Genomic DNA, 26,660 nt, shown 5'->3' with positions numbered 1-26,660 from the left:
GAGCTTTCAACTGGATTTAAATTCACGAGATTTGCACAAAGATGCAACACCCGTTGCACTATCTTGGTGCAGCCACGAAGGCCAGCCAGGCCTTGAGCAGGGCCTTGAAGTCGTCACTGCCGCAGAGGCAGCAGAGATCCTCGTCGCTCAAGGACAGATCCGGCTCCATCACCTCCTCGGCCGCCAGGGACAGGCTGCCATGGCGCACCTCCACCTCCTGGCGACTCAGCCACAGCTGCCACTCCCGGCCCGGCACCAGCAGCTCGTCCTGGGGCCCCAGGGCCGCCAGCCGCGCCAGCAGCTGCTCGCCCCTGGCCCGGTCCGGCCCCAGCTCTTCCTCCAGCCAGGCCCCCAGGGCGTGGAAGCCGTATTCCAGGCGCACCCGGAAGCGGCCCTGGTAGCTGTCGTAGCGAAATTCGTGTTCCATAACAAAACCGGTCTGGATGGGGCGGGCATTCTAACCGATCCGGCCGGTCATAAAAAAAGCCCCGGCATTGCCGGGGCTTTTTATTCATTTCAGGCACCAGCCTTAGACGGCCTGCTGCACTATCACTTCGTCGGCCTTGGCAGTGTACTGCGGCAGCTGATCGAAGTTCAGGTAGCGGTAGGTGTCGGCGGCGGTGGCATCCAGCTCACGGGCGTATTCCAGGTACTCGGCCGGGGTCGGCAGCTTGCCAAGGATACCGGCCACGGCCGCCAGTTCGGCGGAGGCCAGGTAGACGTTGGCGCCCTTGCCCAGGCGGTTCGGGAAGTTACGGGTGGAGGTGGACACCACTGTGCTGTTGTCGGCAACGCGGGCCTGGTTACCCATGCACAGGGAGCAGCCGGGGATCTCGATGCGGGCGCCAACGCGGCCGAAGATGCCGTAATAGCCTTCCTCGGTGAGCTGGTCCTTGTCCATCTTGGTCGGCGGGGCGATCCACATGCGGGTGCTGAGGGCACCGGCGAACTTGTCCAGCAGCTTACCGGCGGCGCGGAAGTGACCGATGTTGGTCATGCAGGAGCCGATGAAGACCTCTTCGATCTTGTCGCCGGCCACCTCGGACAGCAGACGGGCGTCGTCCGGGTCGTTGGGGGCGCACAGGATGGGCTCCTTGATCTCGGCCAGGTCGATCTCGATCACCTCAGCATACTCGGCGTCGGCATCGGCTTCCATCAGCTCGGGGTTGGCCAGCCAGGCTTCCATGGCGCTGATGCGGCGCTCTATGGTACGGCGGTCGCCATAGCCTTCGCTGATCATCCACTTCAGCATGACGATGTTGGACTGCAGGTACTCGGTGACCGGCTCCTTGTCCAGCTTGATGGTACAGCCGGCGGCGGAGCGCTCGGCGGTGGCGTCGGCCAGCTCGAAGGCCTGCTCCACCTTCAGGGTCGGCAGACCCTCGATCTCGATGATGCGGCCGGAGAAGGCGTTCTTCTTGCCCTGCTTCTCCACGGTCAGCAGGCCCTGCTGGATGGCGAAGTAGGGAATGGCGTGGACCAGATCACGCAGGGTGATACCGGGCTGCATCTCGCCCTTGAAGCGCACCAGGATGGACTCGGGCATGTCCAGCGGCATGACGCCGGTGGCGGCGGCAAAGGCCACCAGGCCGGAGCCGGCCGGGAAGGAAATACCCAGCGGGAAACGGGTGTGGGAGTCGCCGCCGGTGCCGACGGTGTCGGGCAGCAGCATGCGGTTCAGCCAGGAGTGGATGACGCCGTCACCCGGGCGCAGGGACACGCCGCCGCGGTTCATGATGAAGTCCGGCAGGGTGTGGTGGGTCTGCACGTCCACCGGCTTGGGATAGGCGGCGGTATGGCAGAAGGACTGCATGGTCAGATCGGCGGAGAAGCCCAGGCAGGCCAGATCCTTGAGCTCGTCACGGGTCATGGGACCTGTGGTGTCCTGGGAGCCGACCGTGGTCATCTTGGGCTCGCAGTACTGGCCGGGGCGCACGCCGGTCACGCCACAGGCCTTGCCGACCATCTTCTGGGCCAGGGTGTAGCCCTTGCCGGAATCCTGCACGTCGGCGGGGCGGCGGAACACCTCGGAGTGACCCAGACCCAGGGCCTCGCGGGCCTTGTCGGTCAGGCCGCGGCCGATGATCAGCGGAATACGGCCGCCGGCGCGGACTTCGTCCAGCAGCACGTCGGTCTTGAGTTCGAAGGTGGCCAGCACCTCGTCGGAATCGTGCTTGGTGACCTTGCCTTCATAGGGGTAGACGTCGATGACATCGCCCATGTTGAGCTTGGACACGTCCACTTCGATGGGCAGGGCGCCGGCGTCTTCCATGGTGTTGAAGAAGATGGGGGCTATCTTGCCGCCCAGGCAGACACCGCCGCCGCGCTTGTTGGGCACGAAGGGAATGTCGTCGCCCATGTGCCAGAGCACGGAGTTGGTGGCGGACTTGCGGGAGGAGCCGGTACCGACCACGTCACCCACGTAGGCCAGGGGGAAGCCCTTTTCCTTCAGCTTCTCGATGGTGCTGATGGGGCCGATCTCGCCGTCCTTGTCCGGGTTGATGCCGTCGCGGGACATCTTCAGCATGGCCAGGGCGTGCAGGGGGATGTCGGGGCGGGACCAGGCGTCCTGGGCCGGGGACAGGTCGTCGGTGTTGGTCTCACCGGGCACCTTGAACACGGTCAGGGTCAGCTTGTCGGCCAGGGGGGCGCGGTTGGTGAACCACTCGGCGTTGGCCCAGCTCTCGACGATCTGCTTGGCGCTGGCGTTGCCGGCTTCCATCTTCTCGACCACGTCGTGGAAGGCATCGAACATCAGCAGGGTGTTGGACAGGGCCTTGACCACGATGGGGGCCAGGGTGGCGTCGTCCAGCAGCGCGATCAGCGGTGCGATGTTGTAGCCGCCCTGCATGGTACCCAGCAGCTCGGTGGCTTTTTCCTTGCTCAGGATCGGGGAGCTGGCCTCGCCCTTGGCGATGGCGGCCAGGAAGCCGGCCTTGACATAGGCGGCTTCGTCCACGCCCGGCGGGATGCGGTTGGCGAGCAGATCCAGCAGGAACTCCTCTTCACCGGCGGGCGGGTTCTTGATCAGATCAACCAGCTGTGCGGTTTGCTCGGCGTCGAGAGGCTTGGGAACCACGCCTTCGGCGGCGCGCTCTTCGACATGTTTACGATAGGCTTCTAGCACGACACTATCCTCTTATTGGCTGACGCTCAATGGCTGTGACTGGTTGAGCGCGGCTGATTTTGGTCCGCGCCAGTATAGCGATTTTGTGACCAGATTTAAATTTCCACCAGGGTCGAAAAAGGCCGCCCGAAGGCGGCCTGTTCATTGCCGTTGGCGTATCGAGCCGGCCAGATGGCGCTCAGGCCGGTCAGATACTTATCCGCCTATTTCAGATTTTCTTCCATCAGGCGGTGGATGCGGCGGTACTCGTCCAGCCAGCTGCTGGGCTCGCGAAAGCCGTGGGGCTCCACCGGGTAGATGGCGGTTTCGAACATCGGCTTCTTCAGTTCGATCAGGCGCTGCACCAGGCGTACCGAGTCCTGGAAGAAGACGTTGTCGTCCAACACCCCGCTCATGATCAGCAGCGGCTTTTCCAGGCCCTCGGCCAGGTAGAGGGGCGAGCTGCGCTCGAAGCCCAGGGGATCCACCTGGGGCCTGTTGAGGATGTTGCTGGTGTAGGGCGCGTTGTAGTGGGCCCAGTCGGTGACCGGCCTGAGCGCCGCGCCGGCCTGGAACAGATCCGGGGCCGTGAACAGGCTCATGAAGGTCAGGAAGCCGCCGTAGGAGCCGCCATAGGTGCCGACCTTGCCGGTATCCACGTTGTAGCGCTCGCCCAGGTAGGCAACGCCGTCACGGAGATCCTGCACCTCCGGGGTGCCCATCTGCCGGTAGATGGCGGTGCGCCAGTCGCGGCCGTAGCCCTTGGAGGCGCGGTAGTCCATGTCCATGACCACGTAGCCCTGTTCGGTGAGCAGGGAGTGGAACATGAATTCACGGAAGTAACCGCTCCAGCCCAGGTGGCTGTTCTGCAGGTAGCCGGCGCCATGGTTGAACACCACGGCCGGGTACTTGTCGGCACGCTGGGCGTCGAAGTCCTTGGGCAGGTAGAGCTTGGCGTAGATGGGCTGCTCGGTGTGGCTGGAGGGCACCGCCACCACCTTTGGCGCGGTCCAGGGCGCCTTGGCGAATTCGTCGCTGACGGTATGGGTCAGCTGCCTGGGCTGGCCGCCCTGGGCATCCAACAGGTACAGCTCCGGCGGATTGAGCACCTTGGAGTGGCTCAGCAGCAATTGGTCCTCGGCCGGGCTCAGCACGAAGTCGGTCATGCCGTCCAGGTCGCTCAGAGCCTGGCGCTGGCCGCTGTGCAGGTCCAGCCTGTAGACCTCGTAGATGCCGGGGTGCTTCTCGTTGGCCTTGTAGTAGAGATGGCGGCCATCGCGACTCAGCACCGGTTTGGACACCTCGAAGGCGCCGCGGGTCAGCTGGCGGGCTTGGCCTGCCAGGGGTTTGACGTAGACATGGCTGAAGCCGGACTGCTCGGACAGGTACCAGAGCTTGCCGTCCGGCAGCCAACCGAAGTCGTTGAAGTCGTAGTTGATCCAGGCTTCATCCTGGAGGCGGTGCTGGGTGGTGAGGCTGCCGCTGTCCAGATCGACGGTGACCAGCCATCTGTCCTTGTTGTCCTGGGCCTCCAGCATCACCGCCAGCTTGCCGTCCCGGCTCCACTGCATGGCGGACTGGCGCCAGCCCCAGTCCTGCATCAGCTGGACGGCCCTGGGGCCCTTGAATTCCTCGACCTGGTAGCCGGCCTGGCGGTTCTCTGCCCGCACCTTGGCCAGGGGATCGCTGTTGATGCCCGGCAGCTGCGCCAGCTTGAGGTCACGCATCTCGCGGCTTTGCAGGTCGATAAGGGTGAAACGCTGGGGATTGGGCTGCCAGTCGGCGACCCGCTGGCGCACCTTGCGTACTTCAATTTCGCCCGCCTGGCCCAGGTAGTTGGGCATCACATCGCTGTCGCTACGGGTAGGCTTGTCCTCCTGGGTCACCACCAGCAGGTAGCGGCCGTCATGGGACAGGGCCGATTCCACCAGCTGGCGCTTGTCGCCCAGGTAGAAGGCGTCCGGGTTGGCGGTGGGATCGGCGGCCTTGAGCCTGTCGTCCTCGGCCTTGCCGGCCTTCTGCTTGGCCAGGTTGTTGGCCACCCAGTTGATCAGCCTGTGCTGCTCTTTGGCCACATGGCCCTCGGGATCGGCGATGCCCTTGGGCTGATCCTTGAGCTCGAGCTCCGCCAGCACCGTGCTGAGGCCGCTTTGCAGGTCCAGCTGGTACCAGGCGTTGCCGCGCTGGAAGGCCAGGCGGTTGCCGGTCAGGAAGCTGGGATTGCTATCATGGTCGGCGCCGCCGGTAAGCTGGCGCAGCTGGCCCCGCTCGCTCAGGAACACGTTGCCCTCGTGGGCGTAGGCGAAGCGCTCGCCGGCCTGGTCCCAGGCGCCGTCGGCGCTGATGCGATGGCGCTGCTCGTCGGCCACCTTGACGACGGTGCCGTCCCTGACCGTCATCAGATCATGGAGATGGCTGCCCTCGCGCTGTTGCCAGAAATAGATCCGGCCGTCGGCGCCAAAAAAGGGCTGCTGGGGGCTGCGGGCGATCCACTGGGGATCGCTCATGATTTTCTCCAGGGTCGGATGACCGGAGGCGGTGGCCTGCACGGCCGGCACCTGGATGCTGGCCTTGCCGGCGATCATGGGCTTGGCCGGCGCCGTGCCCTGGGTGCCGGCACAGGCGCTCAGCAGCACCGTCATGGCCAGCGGCAAGATGGCTTTTGTCATTGTTGTCTCCTGCAAAAATAAAACAGCCTCCCGTCTGGGAGGCTGTTTTAACAGTTTTGGCTTACCAGATCTTCACACGCTTATCGGGCGCGATATACATCTCGTCGCCTTCCTTGACGCCGAAGGCTTCGTAGAAGGCCGGCATGTTGGAGACGATACCGTTGGCACGGTACTGGCTCGGAGAGTGGGGATCGGTGTTGAGGCGCTTGCGCAGCTCGGCTTCACGGTACTTGCGGCGCCAGACCTGGGCCCAGCCCATGAAGAAGCGCTGGTCGCCGGTGTAGCCGTCGATGACCGGGGCTTCGCCATCCAGGCTCATGCGGTAGGCGCGGTAGGCCACGGCCAGGCCGCCCAGGTCGCCGATGTTCTCGCCCAGGGTGAACTTGCCGTTGACGTGGGCGTCTTCGAAGGGGAAGTAGCCGTCGTATTGGGCCGCCAGCTGGGAGCCACGCTCCTGGAAGGCCTTGAGGTCGGCTTCGCTCCACCAGTTGCGCAGGTTGCCGTCGCCGTCGAAGTTGGCGCCGGAGTCGTCGAAGCCGTGGCTGATCTCGTGGCCGATGACGGCGCCGATACCACCATAGTTGACGGCGTCATCGGCGTTGAGGTCAAAGAAGGGCGGCTGCAGGATGGCGGCCGGGAAGACGATCTCGTTGACCAGGGGGTTGTAGTAGGCATTGACGGTCTGGGGCGTCATGTGCCATTCGGTGCGGTCAACCGGCTTGCCGATGCGGCCAATCATGTCTTCGAATTCGAAGGCGGCGTAGCGGCGGAAGTTGCCCACCAGATCGCCCTGCTTGATCACCAGGCCGTCGTAGGACTTCCACTTGTCCGGGTAGCCGATCTTGGGCTTGAACTTGGACAGCTTCTCCTTGGCGGCAACCTTGGTCTCGTCGCTCATCCACTCCAGGTTGTCGATGGACACCTCGTAGGCCTTGAGCAGGTTGGTCACCAGGCCTTCCATGCGCTCCTTGGCCTCTGGCTTGAAGTGGCGCTCCACATAGACCTTGCCCACCATCATGCCCAGCACGGAATCGGCGGCGTCAACGGCCTTCTTCCAGCGCGGGGCCTGTGCTTCGGTGCCGCTCAGGGTCTTGCCGTGGAAGTCGAAGTGACGGTCGGCGATGCGCTTGGGCAGCAGCTCACCATAGCCGTCCACCAGGTGGAAGCTCAGGTAGTCCTTCCAGGTATCGACGGAGGTGCCCTTGAAGATCTTGGCGAAGTCTTCGAAGAAGGAGGGCTGGGAGACGATGATCTCGTGGGCCTTGTCCAGCTGGGACGCCTTGGCGTACTGGTCGAAGTAGAAGGGGCCCATCAGCTTGGCCACCTCGGCGGCGCTCATCTTGTTGTAGGTGGCGTTGGGGTTGCGGTTCCTGACCTTGTCCCACTGGGCCTTGGCGATCCGGGTCTCCAGGGCCAGGATGGCCTTGGCCCGCTTTTCGGTGTTGTCGAAGCCGGCGTTGCTCAGCTGGTCGGCGATGTAGGCCACATAGGCGGCGCGCAGCTGCTGGTACTTGTCGTTGTCTTCCAGGTAGTAGTCACGGTTGGGCAGGCCCAGGCCGCTCTGGCCCATGTAGACGCCGTTGACCAGGGAATTCTTGGCATCGGCGTAGACGTAGAAGCCGAAGGGGGCCTTGACGCCCTGGGTGCCCAGCTTGCCGAACAGCGCCGCCACGTCGGCCAGGCCCTCGGCGGACTGGATCATGTCCAGGTCGCCCTGGATGGGCTTGAGGCCCAGCTGCTCGACCTTGTCGGTATTCATGTAGGAGCGGTAGAAGTCGCCGATCATCTGCTCGGCGCTGCCGGCAGGGGCATCCTTGGCGGCCGCTTCCTCGATGATGGTGCGCAGAGCCTGCTGGCTGTCTTCGTACAGCTTGGTGAAGGAGCCGTAGTTGGACTTGTCGGCGGGGATCTGGGTGCGCTCCAGCCACTTGCCGTTGACGTGCTGGTAGAAGTTGTCTCCGGCACGCACACCCTGCTCGATGTTGTTCAGGGCAATACCGGACTGCAGCTGGCTCTGGACCTGTTCTACGTTGTTATCGTTGCTCTGCTGGGCGCAGGCGGCCAGACCCAGTCCCAGGGTGACGGCCAGGGCGACACGGCTCAAATGCTTCATCATTCCTTCCTTCTTGGGGGATTTCCAACAGGCCATGTTAACGACTGATTAAGTCACCGCAAAGGCGAGAGTTTTTCTAAATGTTTCAGCCCACGCTGCGATCCCTTTCCTGGCGCAGCCATTGCTTGAGTTCGGCCATGGGCATGGGCCTGGCGAAGTAATAGCCCTGGACCCGGTAGCAACCCAGGGCCATGCAGTGCTCCAGGTGCTGTTCGGTCTCCACCCCTTCGGCCACCACCCGCAGTCCCAGGTTGCGGGCCATGTCGACGATGGAGCGGACGATGGCGGCATCGGTCTCATCGACACCCAGGTCGCGCACGAAGGACTTGTCCACCTTGAGTTCGTTGACCTTGAACTGCTTGAGGTAGGCCAGGGAGGAATAGCCGGTGCCGAAGTCGTCTACCGCCAGGGAAACCCCCAGCTCATGCAGGGCCAGCAGATGCTCCTTGGCCACCACCACCTCCTGCATCAGGGTGGATTCGGTCAGCTCCAGGGTCAGCAGCTCGGGCGCCAGCCCCGTTTGGTCCAGTATGGTCCTGACCTGCTCCACATAGTCGGGCTGGCGGAAATGCAGGGCCGAGACATTGACCGAGATGGCCACGGGTTGGTCCAGCTCGTCGTTGAGCTGCTTGGCCTGGGCACAGGCCTGGCCCATGACCCAGTTGTCCAGGGCCACGATCTGCCCCGAGTTCTCGGCCACCTTGATGAAACGATCCGGTGGGATGAAGCCTTCCTTGGGATGGTGCCAGCGCACCAGCGCCTCCATGGCCACCACCTTGTCCTGATCCAGCACGTCTACCTGGGGCTGGAAGTAGACCTGCAGCTGGTCCCCGTCCAGGGCCTTGCGCAGCTCGGATTCCAGCCGCACCATCAGCATGGCGTGCTTGGTCCGCTCGTCGGAATAGAACTGGTAGTTGTTCCTGCCCTCTTCCTTGGCATGGTACATGGCCATGTCGGCATTCTTGAGCAGCACCTCCGGCTCGCTGCCGTCGTCCGGGAACAGGCTGATGCCGATGCTGGTGGAGATGTAGAAGTCGCGGCCGAACAGGCTGAACGGCTCCACGAAGCTGGCCAGCAGTCTCTCGCACAGGTGGCTGAGCAGTTCGGCGTCCTCGGCGTCGTGGACGATGATCACGAATTCGTCACCGCCCAGGCGGGCCACCATGTCCTGCTCGCTGACACTGTCGCGCAGCCGGTTGGCCGCCTCCACCAGCAGGGCATCGCCGACATTGTGGCCATAGGAGTCGTTGACGGTCTTGAACCTGTCCAGGTCCATGAACAGCAGCGCCGCCTGGCGGCCCCTGTTGTGGGCATCCTGGATCACCTTCCTCAGCCGCTGCACGAACAGGGCCCGGTTGGGCAGGCCGGTGAGCACGTCGTAGTTGGCCAGGCGCCGCAGCTCGGATTCGGTGCGCTTGCGCTCGGTCATGTCGGAGAACACCGCCACATAGTGGGTGATCAGGTTGTCGCTGCGCATGGCCGACAGGTTGAGCCAGGCCGGGCACTGGCTGCCGTCGGCATTGTGCAGCAGGATCTCGCCGGTCCAGGTGCCCCGGTTCTCCACCTCGGCCCACAGATAGCTGCTGGTGGTGCCGCGCTCGTCCTTGATCAGCACCTTGAAGTCGCAACCGCTGAGCAGATCGCGCTTGAAGCCGGTGATGGTTTCCACCGCCGGGTTGCCGCCACTGATCTTGTGGTCGCTGTCGAGGATCAGCACCCCCTCGGAGGTGGTTTCGAAGGCCCTGGCGAACAGGGTCAGCTCGTCCTCCAGGGCCTTGCGGGCGGAGATGTCGTGGTAGATGCCGGCGATGCGCACCGGCCGGCCCTGGGCGTCCCGCTCCACCACCGAGCCGGTGACGTGATACCAGACGGGCTTGCCGTCCAGGATGATGCGGTATTCCACGTCGTATTGTTCCGCCCTGCCTTCCAGGTGATCCAGCCAGACCTGGTAGATACGCTCCCTGTCGTCCGGGTGTATGGGGATCTCCTCAGGCGCCATGCGCACCACCCCGGGCCGGCCGGCCAGCTTGCCCTTGAGGGAATGCAGGGCGAACTTGTTGTCCCTGGCGTGCCAGTCCCACATGTCGGAGTTACTGCCCAGCAGGGCAAAGCGCAGCCGCTGCTCCGATTCGGCCATGGCCCTGTGGACGCTGCGGATGGCCGACTGCTGGCGCCAGCGGACCCAGGCCAGGATCAGGATCAACCCCAGGCTCAGTGCCGCCACCGCCAGGTAGAACCAGGTGGTTTCGAACCAGGGCGGCGCCACTTCTATGGTCAGCCGCTGGGGCTGGCTGCGCCAGACGCCGCGCTGTTGCGACCAGACCAGCAACTCGTGCCGGCCCGGATGCAGGGCACTGAAGTTGACCGGCTGCTCGCCCAGGATCTCGATGGGTTCACGGTGCACCGGCTTGATCTGGTAGCGGGACAGGGGCTGGCGTGTGGACTCGTAGTCGAAGGAACCCAGGGTCAGCTGCAGCAGGCTGAGATCGCTGGCCAGGGCAATGTCGTCCTCAAACTCCAGGTAGCGGCGCTGGCGACCGTCCTCGAACTGGGCGGTCAGGGCGATGAGGCCGGCCTCGGACGGCGCCTGGGCACGCACCAGCTGTTCCGGCCTGACGCCCAGCAGCCCCTTGGGGGTGCCGATATAGAGCATGCCGTCGCTGCCGACATGGGCTGCCCCCTCGTTGAGTTCATCGTCCGGCAGGCCGTCGTCCTGGAAGAAGCGCTCGGAGCTGCCGCTGTCCAGGTCGACCTTGGCCAGGGAGCTGGGCTGGCCGATGAAGAGCCAGTTCCGGTAACGCTGCAGGAAATAGACGCTGTTGATGTCCATGCCCCAGAGCGGCTCCATCTGTTGGCGCTCGACGACATTGCCGCCGTCGTCCAGGGTCAGCTTGACGACACCGTCATCCTCACGGCCCACCAGCAGCTCCCGCTCGCCGAGCCACAACAGGGCGCTGACCCCGTCCTTGCCGCCGTCGCCCAGACCGACCGGCTCCAGCTGCTGCTCCCTGAGCCGGTACAGCCCCTTGAAGCCGGCCACCCAGATCTGGCCCCCGGGCGAGCGGCTCACCTGCTTGATGCCCTCCAGGTGCCGGCCCTGGCTGTCGAACTGGAAAAACTGCGTTTGCCCGGGTGACTGGCGCAGCAGCCCCCCTTCCAGGCCCACCCAAGTGTCCTCGGCCAGTTTCTTGGCAAAGAACACCGACCCTTCGCCATAGGGCTGATCGGTCAGCAGGCGGGTAAAGCGCTTGTCGGTCTTGTCGAAACGGTACAGGCCCCGCAGGCCCCCCACCAGGAAGTGGCGGTCGTCAAGGGGGGTGACGAGATAGAAACCGTCATTGGAGGTGAAGTCCTTCGGCCGGTACAGGCGGTGTTCGCCCCCCTTGTGGAGCCATTCCAGGCCGGCTTCCGTGGCCAGCCAGCGCTCGTCGCCCTCGGTCCAGATCCCCCAGATCATGTCCGAGCTCAGCGCCGGCTCGGTATGGCGGGTGTAGCGTTCCACCTCACCCAGGGGGTGCTCGGCCAGCATGATCACCCCTTCCCCCTCGGCACCGGCCCAGATCCGCTGCTTGCTGTCCAGCAGCAGCGGCAGCATGCCCTCGGCACCCGTTTCCTGCCAGATCCGCTGGTAGTAGTCGGTCAGCCGGTCCCGGGCCACGTCGTAGTGCAGCACCCCGTAGCGGCCGGTCAGCCAGAGGCCGCCCTGGCCGTCGGCGATGATCTGCCGGAAATAGGTGCCCTCGATGCGGGGCTGGACATCGATGCGATCGGCCAGGATGCTGAGCTGGAACAGGCCGCGGGAGGAGGAGGCCCAGACCCTGTCCCTGTCATCCACGTAGATATCCTTGAGCTGGCCATGACGGGCCTCGTCCCAGCTGAGGTCGATACGGCCCTCGAAGCGCTCGGAATAGAGGCTGATGTTGCGGACCCCCAACAGCAGGATATTGGCGCCGACGGCGGCGCCGGCAAACCAGGTGTCTTCCTGCCTCAGCACCGGCACTTCGCTGGCCTGGTTGAGTTCCAGGTGCAGCCGGTAGACGGGACCCTCGGCGGTCGGCGCCCAGATCCGGCCCAGGTTGTCCCTGAACAGGGTGGTAGCCAGGCCCTTGAAGCCACTCAGCAGGCCGTTTTCGCCGACCTTGTGGAAGCGATCCTCGGCCGGTTCGTACAGGTAGAGGCCGTCGCCAAAGCCCACCAGCAGGCGACCGTCATCCAATGCCTGCAGGGCGTAGACGGCACCGTCCTTTAGGCCGTGCTGGCCCGGCAGGTCGATACGCATGGCAGAGGACTGGGAAAGCCGGAACAGGCCGCTGGCGGTGCCGGCCCAGATGGCGCCGTGCTTGTCCTCGGCCAGCACCTGGACCTGGCCGTCGGTGAGCCCCTGCTGTGCCGTCCATTGGCGAATGCTGTAGTCGTGATGAGCCAGGCTCCGGCCACTGCCTCCCAGCAGCACCAGGCCCAGCATCAGAGTCCGCCAGATCATGTTGTTTCGAAACCCCGGAAACTTGTTAACAAACTGTAACACTCTCTGGCTGGGGCAACCAGATCAGAAATCGGCACCCAGGAAGAAATACAGGCTGTCTTCCTCTGCCGAATTACGCCCGTAGCCCAGGAAAATCGGGCCTATGGGACTGTCTACACCAGCATAGATGCTGCCGGCGGTGATCAGATCCTCATAGTCTATATCGGCACGGCGCTCCCAAACATTACCGGCCTCCAGCGAAAAACCCACAAACACGGGGCTGCGGAAGAAGCCGAAGTCATTTTCCAGCAGCTGGTAGCTGTAGGCCAGGGCACCGAAGCGCATGTGGCTGCCGCTGATGGCCAGTCGGGAATAACCGGACAGGTTGCGAAAACCGCCAAGGTCGAAGGCCTCGATGCTGGCCCTGTCGTCGTTGAAGAAGGAGCCGGCCTTGAGGTGCAGCGACCAGGCGTGGGGCCCGGCCGCCGTGGCGCCGAGCCAGTCCACCAGCATGAAGGAGGAGCTGTCCTCGACACCATCGAAGCGATCCTCGGTCTGGCGCAGCTCCAGCTGCCAGCGCTGGCCGGCGCGGGGGAAGTCCAGGCTGTCCAGGGTATCCCAGTCGAACTGCAGGAAGGGGCCGCTCTGCTGGTAGTGGAGGTTGTCGTCCAAGAGCAGTCCATCGAGATCCTCTATGCTGCCGTCCACGATGCGCCAGCCCCCCTGCAGGCGGGCGCGGTGGCCCAGGTTCATGCCCAGGGCCGCCTTGTAGCTGCTGGTGGTGACGTCCAGTTCGATAAAACCCAGCTCCGGTCCCGTCAGCAGCCGCCTGGGCGCCTTGCGAAACTCGTACTGGCCCAGCCCGAACCAGTCCTGGGAAGCCTGGAAGGGCCAGTACAGCTCGGTCATCAGCCGCTTGACCAGGCCCATCTCGGCCTCGCTGTGCCACTCGGCGCCATAGGACGAGAGGTCGCTGCGGGTATAGGAGGCCCCCAGCTGATAGTTGGAGGTGTCCCGGAAGTTGTCCTCCACCGCCAGGCGGAAGTTGACGAAGCCGGGCCCCCAGGACTTTTCCCGGACCCGGACCCGGAGCAGCCGCCGCCCCTCCTGCTCCACCAGCTCGTAGTCGATGCGTTCGAACAGCTCCGAGGCATAGAGGCGAGCCACCCCGGCGTCGATGCGGTTCTGGTCGAAGCGATCGCCCGCCGCCACCCCCAGCTGGTCCCTGATCCAGGCGTGATCCAGGGGACCGTCGGCGTCGATGATCACGGCGTCTATCAGCGGGCGGCGTTCGTCACCCTGCCGCCGCTGCTGCCAGTGGCCATAGGCCCGGCCATCCAGCGACAGCGCCTGCAGATGGCTCGCGTGCTGCTGCGCCGCCAGCTGGCCGGCAGCGATGGCCTGGCCTATCCGCTTGAAGCCCAGGGTGTCGATGCCGTCCAGGACCGGCGTGAGCAACAGATCTTCGCCGCCCAGCAGCTGTTTCTGGCGCCGCATGTTGTCCAGCACCAGGAAGCGGGACAGCTGGTCCACTATGGTCAGGGCCGAGCCCAGCTCCTTGCGGGTCAAGAAGGGGGAGCTGACGTCCACGGCGATGACGATGTCGGCGCCCATGGCCTTGACCACGCTGATGGGCATGTTGTTGACCACGCCACCGTCCACCAGCAGCAGGCCTTCCAGCTCCACCGGTCGCACTATGCCCGGCACCGCCATGCTGGCCTGCAAGGCCTTGGCCAGGGAGCCGCGGCCCAGCACCACCTCCTCGTGGGTCTCGATATTGGTGGCCAGGGCCCGGAACGGAATGGGCAGCTCATCAAAGCTTTTCAGGTTGGGCATGTCACCCAGGGCGCGGTGGATCAGTGCCGCCATGGCCTGGCCCTGCAGCACGCCCTTGGGCAGCTTCAGTTCGCCCTGGTCGCTGACCCCCAGCTCCACACCCAGCTGGAAGCGATCCCGCTGCTCCTTCCTGCGCAGGCTCTGGTCGGCCCGCTCCGGCCGCTCCCGGTAGCCACGGTCCCAGTCCAGTTGCAGCATCAGCTGCTCTATCTCGTCGGCGCTCTTGCCGCTGGCATAGAGGCCGCCGACGAAGGCGCCCATGCTGGTGCCGGCCACATAGTCCACCGGCACCTTGTTGGCCTCCAGCACCTTGAGCACCCCCACATGGGCGGCGCCGCGGGCACCGCCACCGGCCAGCACCAGGCCGACCCTGGGCCTGTCATCCCCGGCCAGGGCCAGGCTGGGCAGGAGGGTCAGCAGGCAGAGCAGGCAAGATAGCAGCGGCCGGTACATGGCGAGTCCTTGTTGGCGAAAGGGCGAAATCCTAACCAAAGCGAGCATAAACAAAAAGCGGCCCCGGGGCCGCTTTTCATCAAGGATTCAGTTCCTTGGGAACTTACTTCTTCTTTTTCGCCTTGGCGTTGGGCAGGTCGGTGATGGAGCCTTCGTACACCTCGGCAGCCAGGCCCACGGACTCGTGCAGGGTCGGGTGGGCGTGGATGGTCAGGGCGATGTCTTCGGCGTCGCAGCCCATTTCGATGGCCAGGCCGATCTCGCCCAGCAGTTCGCCGGCGTTGCTACCGACGATGGCACCGCCGATGATACGGTCGTTGCTCTTGTCGAAGATCAGCTTGGTCATGCCGTCGGAGGCGTCGGAGGCGATGGCGCGGCCGGAGGCGGCCCAGGGGAAGTTGGCCACTTCGTAGTCGATACCCTGCTCCTTGGCTTCCTTCTCGGTCAGGCCAACCCAGGCCACTTCCGGATCGGTGTAGGCGATGGAGGGGATCACCTTGGGATCGAAGTAGTGCTTCTTGCCGGCGATGACTTCGGCGGCCACATGGCCTTCGTGCACGCCCTTGTGGGCCAGCATGGGCTGACCAACGATGTCGCCGATGGCGAAGATGTTGGGCACGTTGGTGCGCATCTGCTTGTCGACGTTGATGAAGCCACGCTCGTCAACGTTGACGCCGGCCTTGTCGGCATCCAGGTTCTTGCCGTTGGGGGTACGGCCGATGGCCACCAGCACGGCGTCGTAACGCTGCGGCTCGGCGGGGGCCTTCTTGCCTTCCATGGTGACATAGATGCCGTCTTCCTTGGCTTCAACGGCGGTCACCTTGGTTTCCAGCATCAGGTTGAACTTCTTGCTGATCTTCTTGGTGAAGATCTTGACGATATCCTTGTCGGCGGCGGGGATGACCTGGTCGAACATTTCCACCACGTCAATCTCAGAGCCCAGGGCCTTGTAGACGGTACCCATTTCCAGGCCGATGATGCCGCCACCCATGACCAGCAGGCGCTCGGGCACGGTTTCCAGTTTCAGGGCGTCGGTGCTGTCCCAGATGCGCGGATCCTCGTGGGGGATGAAGGGCAGCTGGATGGGACGGGAGCCCGCGGCGATGATGGCGTGCTCGAAGTTGATGGTGGTGGTGCCGTCGGCGCCTTCAACAACCAGGCTGTTGGAGCTGGCGAACTTGCCCAGGCCGTTGACCACCTTGACCTTGCGCATCTTGGCCATGCCGCCCAGACCGCCGGTCAGCTGACCGATGACCTTTTCCTTGTGGGCGCGGACCTTGTCCAGGTCGATCTGCGGCTCACCGAAGGTGACGCCGTGGCTGGCCATGGTCTTGGCTTCGTCGATGACCTTGGCAACGTGCAGCAGGGCCTTGGAAGGGATACAACCCACGTTCAGGCAGACACCGCCCAGGGTGTTGTAACGCTCTACGATAACGGTTTCCAGACCCAGGTCTGCGGCGCGGAAAGCCGCGGAATATCCGGCCGGGCCCGCACCCAGCACAACCACTTGTGCTTTGATTTCGTTGCTCATCATTACCTCGTTATTCTTGCTCGTGCTCCTGCCATCCCTGCCCACTGTGGGCCGCGGCAGAGCAAGTGTACTTGATGTAGAAAAGGGGGCAAAGGCCCCCTCTTGTCTTTACAGGATGATCTGACGCAGATCGCCCAGGATGTTGCTGACGGTGGTCACGAAGCGTGCCCCGTCGGCGCCGTCGATGACCCTGTGGTCATAGCTCAGCGCCAGCGGCAACATCAGGCGCGGCTCGAACTCCTTGCCGTTCCACTTGGGCTTGATGTCGGACTTGGACACGCCCAGGATGGCCACGTCGGGGGCATTGACGATGGGCGTGAACTGGGTGCCACCTATGCCGCCCAGGCTGGAGATGGTGAAGCTGGAGCCCTGCATGTCGGCCGCGGTCAGCTTGCCGCCGCGGGCCTTGGCGGAGATCTCCATCAGCTCCTGGGACAGGTCGTAGACGCCCTTCTTGTTGACGTCGCGCACCACGGGCACCACCAGGCCGTTGGGGGTGTCCACGGCGATACCAATGTTGACGAACTTCTTCATCACCAGGGATTCGCCGTCGTCGCCGAGGGAGCAGTTGAACTTGGGATGCAGTTCCAGGGCCTTGGCCACCGCCTTCATGATGAACACCAGCGGCGTCACCTTGAAGCCCAGCTGCTGCTTGGCCACCACCTCGTTCTGGCTCTTGCGGAAGGCCTCGACCTCGGTGATGTCCGCCTCGTCGAACTGGGTGACGTGGGGGATCTGCACCCAGTTGCGGTGCAGGTTGGGGCCGGAGATCTTCTGGATGCGGCTCATCTTCACCACTTCCACTTCCCCGAACTTGCTCCAGTCCACCTTGGGCCAGTCGATCACGGAGACGTTGCCGCCACCTGCGGTGGCGCCGGCGGCCGCCTTGGGCCTGGCCAGCTCGGCCTTGACGTAGGCCTGGACGTCTTCCTTGAGGATACGGCCCTTGCGACCGGTGCCCTTGACCTGGCTGAGATCGACACCGAACTCGCGGGCCAGGCGGCGCACCGACGGGCTGGCGTGGACGGTACCGGACCTGCCCTTGTCACCGGCAGAAGGGTGATGGGGCACGGGCGGCGGCTTGGGCGTGGACGGCGCCGGGGCGGTCTGGGCCGGCTGGGGCGCGGCGGCGGCGGCCGGTGCCGGGGCAGCAGCGGCCGGGGCTTCGCCCTGGGTCTCGATACGGACGATCAGGGTGCCCTCGGCTATCTTGTCGCCGGTGTCCACCAGGATCTCCTTGACGGTACCGGCGAAGGGCGCCGGCACTTCCATGGCGGCCTTGTCGCCCTCCACGGAGATCAGGCCCTGCTCGGCGGAAATGTTCTCGCCGGCGCCGACCAGGATTTCCACCACTTCCACCTCGCCACCGGCGTCGGGGAGCAGCACGTCCTTGATTTCCACGGCGGCAACCGCGGCCGGGGCAGCGGCAGCTGCCGGCGCGGCGGCAGGCGCTTCCACGGGGGCGCTTTCGGCGGCAGCCACCGCGCCGGTCTCGATCACGGCGATCAGGGCGCCTTCGGAGACCTTGTCACCTGTGGCGACCTTGATCTCGCGGATGGTGCCGGCCAGGGGACTGGGCACTTCCATGGCGGCCTTGTCGCCTTCCACGGACACCAGGCCCTGATCCAGCTCCACCTGGTCGCCCACGGCCACCAGGATCTCCACCACTTCCACTTCGCCGCCGGCGTCCGGCAGCAGGATCTCTTCGAGCTTGCCGGCGACCGCGGGGGCCGCGGCCGGAGCAGCTTCGGCAACCGGCGCGGCGGCAGGCGCTTCGGCCGGCGCGGCTGCTTCGGCGGCGCCCACCTCTATGGTGCCGATGACGTCACCTGTGGACACCTTGTCGCCCACGGCCACGGTCAGGCTCTTGATGGTGCCGGCAAAGGGGGCCGGCACTTCCATGGCGGCCTTGTCCCCTTCCACGGAGATCAGGCCCTGCTCTTCGGCAACTTGCTCACCCTCTGCAACGAGGATTTCGGTGACGTCGACGGCGTCGCCGCCGATGTCGGGCACGATTAGATCACGGATCTCTGCCATGTTTCTCCCCTTAGGCGTACAGCGGGTTCAGCTTGTCGGCATCGATGTCGAAGCGCTTGATGGCTTCGGACACCACGGACTTCTCTAGGGTACCGGCCTTGGCCAGCTCGTACAGGGCCGCGACCACCACGTAGTGGGCGTTGACCTCGAAGTGACGACGCAGGTTGGCACGGCTGTCGGAGCGGCCGAAACCGTCGGTACCCAGCACCCGGTACGGACCCGGTACGAAGGCGCGGATCTGGTCGGCGTAAAGCTTCATGTAGTCGGTGACGGCCACGGCCGGCACGCCCTGGCTCAGGGCCTGGGTGACGAAGGGCACCTTGGCCTCGCCTTCGGGGTGCAGCATGTTGTAGCGCTCGGCGTCGAAGCCGTCGCGGTGCAGCTCGGTGAAGCTGGTCACGGAGAAGACGTCGACGTCGATGCCATAGTCGCTGGCCAGGATCTGGGCCGCTGCCCGGGCCTGCAGCAGTATGGTGCCGGAGCCCATCAGCTGCACTTGGCCTTTGCCCTGGCCCTTGACGCTTTCCAGCTTGTAGATGCCGCGGCGGATACCTTCCTCGGCACCTTCCGGCATGGCCGGCTGCTGGTAGTTCTCGTTCATGACGGTCAGGTAGTAGAAGACGTTCTCCTGCTTGTCGCCGTACATGCGCTCCAGGCCATCCTGGACGATCACCGCCACCTCGTAGCCGTAGGTGGGATCGTAGGAGATGCAGTTGGGGATGGTGGCCGAGATGATGTGGCTGTGGCCGTCCTCGTGCTGCAGGCCCTCGCCGTTGAGGGTGGTACGGCCGGCGGTGCCGCCGATCAGGAAACCGCGGGTCTGCTGGTCGCCGGCGGCCCAGGCCATGTCGCCCACGCGCTGGAAGCCGAACATGGAGTAGTAGACGTAGAAGGGGATCATGGGCTCGCCGTTGGTGCTGTAGCTGGTACCGGCTGCAACCCAGTCGGCCATGGCGCCCAGTTCGTTGATGCCTTCCTGCAGCACCTGGCCCTGCTTGTCTTCCTTGTAGTAGGCCACCTGATCGGCGTCCTGGGGCGTGTACTTCTGGCCTTCACGGCTGTAGATACCCACCTGGCGGAACAGGCCTTCCATACCGAAGGTGCGGGCCTCGTCGGGGATGATCGGCACGATGCGCTTGCCGAGCTGCTTGTCTTTGAGCAGCGCGGTCAGCACCCGCACGAAGGCCATGGTGGTGGAGATCTCGCGCTCGCCGCTGCCCTTGAGGACGTTGTCGAAGGCGTCCAGCTTGGGAATGTCCAGCTCGCCGTTGAAGCGTACCTGGCGCTTGGGCATGGAGCCGTGCAGCTGGGCGCGGCGCTCCATCATGTACTTCACCTCGGGGCTGTCCGGACCCGGGTGGTAGTAAGGCAGCTCGGCCAGCTGGTCGTCGGAGACCGGGATGTTGAAGCGGTCACGGAAGTACTTGATGGCTTCCATGTCCATCTTCTTGACCTGGTGGGCGATGTTCTTGCCTTCACCGGCGTCACCCATGCCGTAGCCCTTGACGGTCTTGGCCAGGATCACAGTGGGGCGGCCCTTGGTGTTCACGGCGCGATGGTAGGCGGCGTACACCTTGTAGGGGTCGTGGCCACCGCGGTTGAGGCGCCAGATGTCGTCGTCGGACATGTTGGCAACCATCTCGGCGGTTTCCGGGTACTTGCCGAAGAACTGCTCGCGGGTGTACTTGCCACCCTTGGCCTTGCAGTTCTGGTATTCGCCGTCGACGGTCTCGTTCATCAGCTGCAGCAGCTTGCCGGAGGTGTCGCTGGCCAGCAGCGGATCCCAGTAGCGGCCCCAGACCACCTTCAGCACTTCCCAGCCGGCGCCGCGGAAGGTGCCTTCCAGCTCCTGGATGATCTTGGAGTTGCCGCGTACCGGGCCGTCCAGGCGCTGCAGATTGCAGTTGATCACGAAGATCAGGTTGTCCAGTTTTTCGCGGGCGGCCATGCCGATGGCGCCCAGGGCTTCCGGCTCGTCACACTCGCCGTCGCCCAGGAAGCAGTACACCTTCTGCTCGGAACAGTCCTTGATGCCACGGTCGGTCAGGTACTTGAGGAAGCGCGCCTGGTAGATGGCGGCGATGGGACCCAGGCCCATGGATACGGTGGGGAACTGCCAGTAGTCCGGCATCAGCTTGGGATGCGGATAGGAAGACAGGCCTTCACCATCCACTTCCTGGCGGAAGCTGTCCATCTGCTCTTCGGTCAGGCGGCCTTCCAGGTAGGAACGGGCATAGACGCCGGGGGCGATATGGCCCTGGAAGTAGATCAGGTCGCCGCCGTCCTTTTCGTTGGGCGCGCGGAAGAAATGGTTGAAGCCCACATCGTAGAGGGTGGCGCTGGAGGCGAAAGAGGAGATGTGACCGCCCAGCTCCAGGTTCTTCTTGGAGGCGCGCAGCACCATGGCCAGGGCATTCCAGCGGATGATGGAGCGGATACGGCGCTCCATGGCCTGGTCGCCCGGCATCTCCGGCTCTTGGCCGGCGGGAATGGTGTTGATATAGGCGGTGGTCGCGTCAAAAGGCAGGTGAGCGCCGTTGCGGCGAGCCTGATCGGCGAGAGACTCCATCAGGAAATGGGCGCGATCGGCACCCTCTTCTTCCATGACGGCCTGGAGGGCGTCCAGCCATTCACGGGTTTCCTGGGGATCCACGTCATGCATGACCTTCTCTGACATGGCGTTTTCCTTCTTCTAGCTCGTTAAATGAAAATGCGGTCGACGCGGTTAACCTTAGTTCAGGCTTACCGGTCGGGCTTGTCTTTGACACGGCGCAGGGAGCGCTGCAGTCGGCTCTGCTCCCGGCGGATGTCCAAAAGGGTTTCTTCCAGGAAGGCCAGGTGCTGCTCACAGGCCTGGCGGGCCTCCTGGGGTTTGCCGGAGACGATGCACTCCAGCAGGGTTCGGCGATGCCCGGCGACCTTCTCCGGCGAGGAGGAACGCTGGTAGAGCATCTCCAGGTTCTGGCGTACGTTTTCTTCCAGCAGCGGCTTCATCACCCGTACCAGGTGCAGGATCACCACGTTGTGGCTGGCCTGGGCCACCGCCTCGTGGAAGCGGCAGATGGCAGCGGCCTCCTGCTCGATGTCGCCATCGTCGTGGGCCTGCTCCACTTCCTCGTGGCTGCGACGGATGCTGTCCAGATCGGCGCTGGTGCCCCGGTCGGCGGCGTAGTAGGCGGACATGGCCTCAAGGGCGTAACGGAACTCCAGCAGATCCAGCTGGGATTCGTCGTGCCCCTGGATCAGGGCAAAGAGGGGCTGGGCCAGGCCACTGTAGAGATCCCGGCTGACATAGGTGCCGCCACCCTGGCGGCGCAGCAGCAGGCCCTTGGCTTCCAGCTTCTGGATGGCTTCCCGCACCGAGGGCCGGGACACCTCGAACTGCTTGGCCAGCTCCCGCTCCGGCGGCAGCTTCTCGCCGGGGGCCAGGGTGCCTTCCAGGATCAGCGTTTCCAGCTGCTCCTGAATGACATCGGCCAATTTGGGCTGTTTGATCCTTTGGTAGCCTGCACGCATTTTGTAAATTGGTAATACCAATTATCAAGAAATTGCACAAACCTTAGCAGATGGAATAAAGCCTGTCCATTTTGGGCGGACAGGCCGTATTGCTATTCGGTTGTAAGGTAGCGTTGACGATACAATTGGTCAGACCAGCCAACCAAAAAGGGTGAGTATCGCCACCAGGGTCAGAAAGAACAGCAGATTGCGCTTAGCCAGGGCCACCAGGCACAGCATGGGCTGGGTACAGCTGGGATCGTCCAGGGATACTTCTTCCGCGGCCAGGGCCACCTGGCCCAGGTAGGCCTCGTTGTCGGCCGCGGGACGCAGCAGGCCATCCAGCCACAACGGCATGGCCCGGGAATAATGGCCCACAAAGGCAAAGCCCATGGCGGTGATACGCACCGGCAGCCAGTCCACTAGCTTCAACAGCCTGGCCGCCGGCCTTTCCTCCACCTCGCTGAGATCGGCCAGGTAGCGCAGCAACAGGTAGGCCAGGGCGCCACCCAGGCCGGCCACCACAAAGAAGAACAGCAATGCGCAGTAATGGCGGTAATTGACCCAGAGCAGGGCCACCAGGGTTCGTTCCTTGCCTTCAAACTGGCGGCTGATGGCCGGTACCTCCAGCGCGGAGGAGGAGAGATCGGCCGATTCCATGTCGCCCCTTTCCAGGGCATTGAGCAGCTTGCGGTACCGGCGGCGTACGGCGCTGGTATCCAGGGCCATGACCAACACAAGGATTTCCAGGGTCCAGGCCAGCCAGCCCGGCAGCAGCCCCAACAGCCAGTTGATGCCGAATACCACCAGCGCCAAGCCGATGACCAGTGCTGGCCATTGCTCGCCCAGTCGCTGCACCTGCCCTGGCAACTTTCGCAGGTAGGTGCTGGCCTGCCACGAGGGGGGCAGCATGAACAGGCGCTCGATAAGCAGAGCCATCACCAGGGTGATCAGCGTCATGACATTGTCTCCAACAAAAATCCGTAAAAGTGTTGCCAGTCAAAGCCCGGGCCGGGGTCCGTCTTGCGAAAGGGCGCTATGGTCTCGTGGGCGGTGATTTGCTCAGGCGATAACGCCCAATGTTCTGCCAGCCAGCATGCCAGCTCCGCAAGGCCACTATATTGCGCGTCGGTGAAGGGCAGATGATCGGCCCCTTCCAGCTCGACACCTATGCTGTTGTCGTTGAGGCCTTGCCTGCCCTGAAAGGAAGAGCGTCCCGCATGCCAGGCGCGGCCGGAGAAAGGCACGAACTGGCACAGTTCGCCGCTGCGCTTGATGAGGATATGGGCGGACACCTCGACGCCGGCCAGCCTTTCAAACCAGGGATGGGCCCGGGGATCCAGGGTGCCGGTGAAGAGCGCTTCGATGGCGCCTGTACCGAAGGCATTGGGGGGCAGGCTGATGTTGTGCAGCACCACCGTATCGACGGCGCAGCCGACCGGCCTTTCGTTGTGATGGGGAGAGTCCAGGCGCCTTGCCTTGGGATACCAGTCCATGACCGCCTAAGCCATTGATGTGATGCCTATACTCTACCACCGCCCGATCCGGCCAGCGACTCTGACCAGCATCCTTAAGGGCTGGTATACTGCCACCTTTACCATCATCGACAGGGCAATCCTATGGATCTGCAAGCTAGCATCAGGGAACAGGTCGCCGCGGCACTGAGCGAAGACCTGGGCGGAACCATCAAGGCAGACAATGACATCACGGCACAACTGGTACCGGCCGACGAAGTCCGCAAGGCCATGGTCATAACCAGAGAAGCCATGGTTTTCTGCGGCAAGGACTGGGTGCTCGAGGTCTTTGCCCAGCTGGGTGGTCAGGTCAGGGTGGAGTTCATGGTGACTGATGGCGACCATGTCAACGCTGGCGACACCCTCTTCACCCTGGAAGGTCCGGCTAGGCTGCTGCTGACCGGCGAGCGCACCGCCCTCAATTTCGTACAGATGCTGTCCGGTACCGCCACCACCACGGCCCGCTACGTGCGGTTGCTGGCCGGCAGCAAGACCCAGCTGCTGGACACCCGCAAGACCGTCCCGGGACATCGCCTGGCCCAGAAATACGCCGTGAAATGCGGCGGCGGTGCCAACCACAGGGTTGGCCTCTTTGATGCCTTCCTGATCAAGGAAAACCATATCCTGGCTGCCGGTGGCATCCAGGAGGCGGTGCAGCAGGCGCACCGGATCGCTCCCGGCAAGCCTGTTGAAGTGGAAGTCGAATCTATTCAAGAACTTGAACAGGCCCTTCAGGCCGGCGCGGATGTCATTATGCTGGATAACTTTCAGGCAAATGCCATGGTCGAGGCCGTTCGCTTGCGAGATGCTACAAAAGCTGACACTAAACTTGAGGTGTCCGGCAACGTCATGGCAGAGGCCCTTAAGAGCATTGCCGAGACGGGCGTGGATTATGTGTCCTCGGGCGCGCTGACCAAGCATGTACAGGCCATCGACCTGTCCATGCGGCTGCTCTGAACTGCCAACATTTTGGCAAATTTGTGATGCATCGCCACTTCCCTTTATAGGGGTAAGCTATTAATAATATAGGGAAGGTCGCGGCCCTTAATTCGCGACCATAACAGTTAAATAATTGTAAAACGAGGGGATCTCTCATGAAGAAGCAACAAGGTTTTACCTTGATCGAACTGATGATCGTGGTTGCGATCGTCGGCATCCTGGCCGCCATCGCCCTGCCGGCCTACCAGACCTACACCAAGAAGGCCAAGTTCTCTGAAGTTGTTTCCGCCACTGGCTCTGTTAAAACTGCTGTTGAAGTCTGTGCTCAGACAGAACAGACCACCAACATTGGTGCAACTTCCTGCGCTGTGCCCACCGCCGGTGCCGCCAATGGCGCACTGGTCAACACCGTGACCTGGACCTCTTCTGCTACCGGTGGCACTATCCTGGCCACAGCGATCAATGGTCAAGGCCTGGCCGGTGAGACTTACTCACTGACCGGTACTATCAACGCCTCTACTTTCGGCGTTACTTGGGTCAAAGGCGGTACCTGCGTCGGTCTGGGTATCTGCTAAGACAAAAAATACGCTTGATAATAAACGGCAGGCCAGGCCTGCCGTTTTTGTATCTGGTAATCCAGCCTTGCCTTATGGCCAGCCCCTCTTGCTATTATGGGGTTAACAGCACCTTAGCATTGCATTCCAATAACAACCGTCAGACGATGCTGATCCACTACATGCACCGCTCGAATAAGAATCTGGCCAGGAGAACATAACCGGCATGTCAGGCTTCCTACCCCTCGCCAAAGGCACCCTGGCGCTGCTGCTCAGGCGCGGCAAGATAGACCAGAGCGTGGCCGAAGAGCTGCTCAAGGACAACAATTCCGGCCTACTGCCGCTGTTCGACGTGCTGAAGAAGTCCGAACTCAGCGCCGCCGACTTCGCCCGCTTCCTGTCGGAGCAATACGGCCTGCCCCTCTTTGACTTGGCCAAGTTCGATATCGACAATATTCCCTCAACACTCATTAATGAGCAGTTGATCAACAAGCATTTCGTTCTGCCGCTGTTCAAGCGCCAGAACCGCATCTTTATCGCCATCGCCGACCCCAGCAACCAGGCGGCGTTGGAGGACTTCCGCTTCAACCTGCGCCTGCCCACAGAGCCCGTGCTGGTGAACGCCGATGAGCTGGCCAAGGCCATAGACAAGCTGCTGGAGAAAAGCGAATCGGCCACCCTGGATGTGGATGTCCAGGACTCCGAGCTGGCAGACCTGGTCGTCGAAGATGAGGACGACAAGGATCAGGATCTGGTCGGCGTTGGCGGCAAGGATGAAGATGCCCCCATCGTCATCTATATCAACAAGATATTGATGGACGCCATCCGCAAGGGGGCGTCGGACCTTCATTTCGAGCCTTACGAAAAGAGCTACCGGGTACGCTTTCGTATCGACGGCATACTCCATGAAGTGGCGGCTCCCCCCGCCGCCTTGTCCGGCCGCTTGGCGGCGCGGATCAAGGTCATGGCCAAGCTGGATATCGCCGAGCGCCGTATCCCCCAGGATGGCCGTATCAAGCTGCGCCTGAGCCGCCGCAAGGCCATCGACTTCCGCGTATCGACCCTGCCGACCCTGTGGGGCGAAAAGATCGTGATGCGTATCCTGGACTCCAGCAGCGCCCAACTGGGCATCGACATGCTGGGTTACGAGCCGGAGCAGAAACGTCTGTATATGGAATCTCTGCAAAAGCCCCAGGGGATGATACTGGTAACGGGCCCTACCGGCTCGGGCAAGACGGTGTCCCTCTATACCGGTCTCAATATCCTCAATACCCAGGAACGTAATATCTCTACCGCCGAAGATCCGGTGGAAATCAACCTGCCCGGCATCAACCAGGTGCAGATTAACATGAAGGCGGGCATGGATTTCGCCTCTGCTCTCAGGGCCTTCCTGCGTCAGGATCCCGACGTCATCATGGTGGGTGAGATACGGGATCTGGAAACCGCCGAGATAGCGATCAAGGCCGCCCAGACGGGTCACCTGGTGCTGTCCACCCTGCACACCAACTCCTCGTCCGAGACCCTGACCCGTCTCATGAACATGGGCGTGCCTTCCTATAACATCGCCTCTTCGGTGACCCTGGTCATCGCCCAGCGGCTGGCTCGGCGCCTTTGCAGCAGTTGCAAGGCCCCCGAACAACTCCCCAAGGACGAGCTGTTACGCCAAGGCTATGCGCCGGCGCAGATCGACGAGGGCTTCACATTGTATAAGCCCGTTGGCTGTAAGGAATGTACCGGGGGTTACAAAGGCAGGGTGGGCATCTATGAAGCCATGCCCATGACCGAAGCCATTGCCAAAATCATCATGGAAGGCGGAAACTCGTTGGATATTGCCGCCCAGGCACAACGGGATGGAATCAAGAACCTGCGCCAATCCGGTCTTGAAAAGGCCCGCCAGGGAGTCACCTCACTGGCGGAGATCAACCGGGTGACCAGTTACTAAGGAGCTGAT

At 63.3% G+C, this 26,660-nt stretch carries 15 protein-coding genes; 3 read left to right on the top strand and 12 right to left on the bottom strand.

Annotated features, from left to right (window positions below):
• Window positions 1–58 precede the first annotated feature (58 nt).
• The 12 genes from WDB71_RS01870 to ampD form a co-directional block, all read right to left on the bottom strand.
• Entirely contained in the window at window positions 59–427 is a 369-nt protein-coding gene (locus WDB71_RS01870) for a YacL family protein (RefSeq protein ID WP_341502957.1), read from the bottom strand.
• Window positions 428–529: 102 nt separating this feature from the next.
• On the bottom strand, window positions 530–3,127 hold the full coding sequence (gene acnB / locus WDB71_RS01865; RefSeq protein ID WP_341502956.1) for a bifunctional aconitate hydratase 2/2-methylisocitrate dehydratase: 2,598 nt from the start codon (window positions 3,125–3,127) through the stop codon (window positions 530–532).
• A 203-nt stretch (window positions 3,128–3,330) separates the two neighbouring features.
• Window positions 3,331–5,775 (bottom strand): prolyl oligopeptidase family serine peptidase, encoded by a 2,445-nt coding sequence (locus tag WDB71_RS01860; RefSeq protein WP_341502955.1) that lies wholly within the window; start codon window positions 5,773–5,775, stop codon window positions 3,331–3,333.
• Window positions 5,776–5,836: 61 nt separating this feature from the next.
• Window positions 5,837–7,891 carry a M13 family metallopeptidase gene (locus WDB71_RS01855; RefSeq protein WP_341502954.1) on the bottom strand — a complete coding sequence of 685 codons (2,055 nt, stop codon included), beginning with the start codon at window positions 7,889–7,891 and terminating at the stop codon, window positions 5,837–5,839.
• Between the two features lie 82 nt (window positions 7,892–7,973).
• Window positions 7,974–12,371: an EAL domain-containing protein gene (locus WDB71_RS01850; RefSeq protein WP_341502953.1), complete on the bottom strand. Its 4,398-nt coding sequence runs from the start codon at window positions 12,369–12,371 to the stop codon at window positions 7,974–7,976.
• A gap of 63 nt (window positions 12,372–12,434) precedes the next feature.
• A complete protein-coding gene (locus WDB71_RS01845; RefSeq protein ID WP_341502952.1) occupies window positions 12,435–14,639 on the bottom strand; it encodes a patatin-like phospholipase family protein in 2,205 nt (734 codons plus the stop codon).
• Window positions 14,640–14,742: 103 nt separating this feature from the next.
• Complete coding sequence (gene lpdA / locus WDB71_RS01840; RefSeq protein WP_341502951.1) at window positions 14,743–16,170, bottom strand: dihydrolipoyl dehydrogenase; 1,428 nt, start codon at window positions 16,168–16,170, stop codon at window positions 14,743–14,745.
• A 108-nt stretch (window positions 16,171–16,278) separates the two neighbouring features.
• A complete protein-coding gene (aceF, locus tag WDB71_RS01835) occupies window positions 16,279–18,207 on the bottom strand; it encodes a pyruvate dehydrogenase complex dihydrolipoyllysine-residue acetyltransferase (RefSeq protein WP_341502950.1) in 1,929 nt (642 codons plus the stop codon).
• A gap of 10 nt (window positions 18,208–18,217) precedes the next feature.
• The gene (aceE, locus tag WDB71_RS01830) at window positions 18,218–20,884 is read right to left on the bottom strand and encodes a pyruvate dehydrogenase (acetyl-transferring), homodimeric type (protein ID WP_341502949.1); all 2,667 of its coding nucleotides are present in this window, start codon (window positions 20,882–20,884) and stop codon (window positions 18,218–18,220) included.
• A 65-nt stretch (window positions 20,885–20,949) separates the two neighbouring features.
• Entirely contained in the window at window positions 20,950–21,723 is a 774-nt protein-coding gene (pdhR, locus tag WDB71_RS01825; RefSeq protein WP_341502948.1) for a pyruvate dehydrogenase complex transcriptional repressor PdhR, read from the bottom strand.
• 129 nt (window positions 21,724–21,852) lie between these two features.
• Window positions 21,853–22,662: a regulatory signaling modulator protein AmpE gene (gene ampE / locus WDB71_RS01820; RefSeq protein WP_341502947.1), complete on the bottom strand. Its 810-nt coding sequence runs from the start codon at window positions 22,660–22,662 to the stop codon at window positions 21,853–21,855.
• The gene (gene ampD / locus WDB71_RS01815) at window positions 22,659–23,198 is read right to left on the bottom strand and encodes a 1,6-anhydro-N-acetylmuramyl-L-alanine amidase AmpD (protein ID WP_341502946.1); all 540 of its coding nucleotides are present in this window, start codon (window positions 23,196–23,198) and stop codon (window positions 22,659–22,661) included. The genes ampE and ampD overlap by 4 nt, the downstream gene beginning before the upstream one ends.
• A gap of 123 nt (window positions 23,199–23,321) precedes the next feature.
• On the opposite strand from ampD, the gene nadC reads away from it, so the two are divergent.
• From nadC to pilB, 3 genes are all read left to right on the top strand, one after another.
• Entirely contained in the window at window positions 23,322–24,173 is an 852-nt protein-coding gene (gene nadC / locus WDB71_RS01810) for a carboxylating nicotinate-nucleotide diphosphorylase (protein WP_341502945.1), read from the top strand.
• A gap of 137 nt (window positions 24,174–24,310) precedes the next feature.
• A complete protein-coding gene (locus WDB71_RS01805) occupies window positions 24,311–24,730 on the top strand; it encodes a prepilin-type N-terminal cleavage/methylation domain-containing protein (RefSeq protein ID WP_341502944.1) in 420 nt (139 codons plus the stop codon).
• 205 nt (window positions 24,731–24,935) lie between these two features.
• Entirely contained in the window at window positions 24,936–26,651 is a 1,716-nt protein-coding gene (gene pilB, locus WDB71_RS01800) for a type IV-A pilus assembly ATPase PilB (protein ID WP_341502943.1), read from the top strand.
• Window positions 26,652–26,660: the final 9 nt, after the last annotated feature.

This window comes from Gallaecimonas sp. GXIMD4217, assembly GCF_038087665.1.
GTDB lineage: Bacteria > Pseudomonadota > Gammaproteobacteria > Enterobacterales > Gallaecimonadaceae > Gallaecimonas.
The sequence above is the reverse complement of the archived record's forward strand: the minus strand, read 5'-3'. Positions and strand labels throughout refer to the sequence as shown.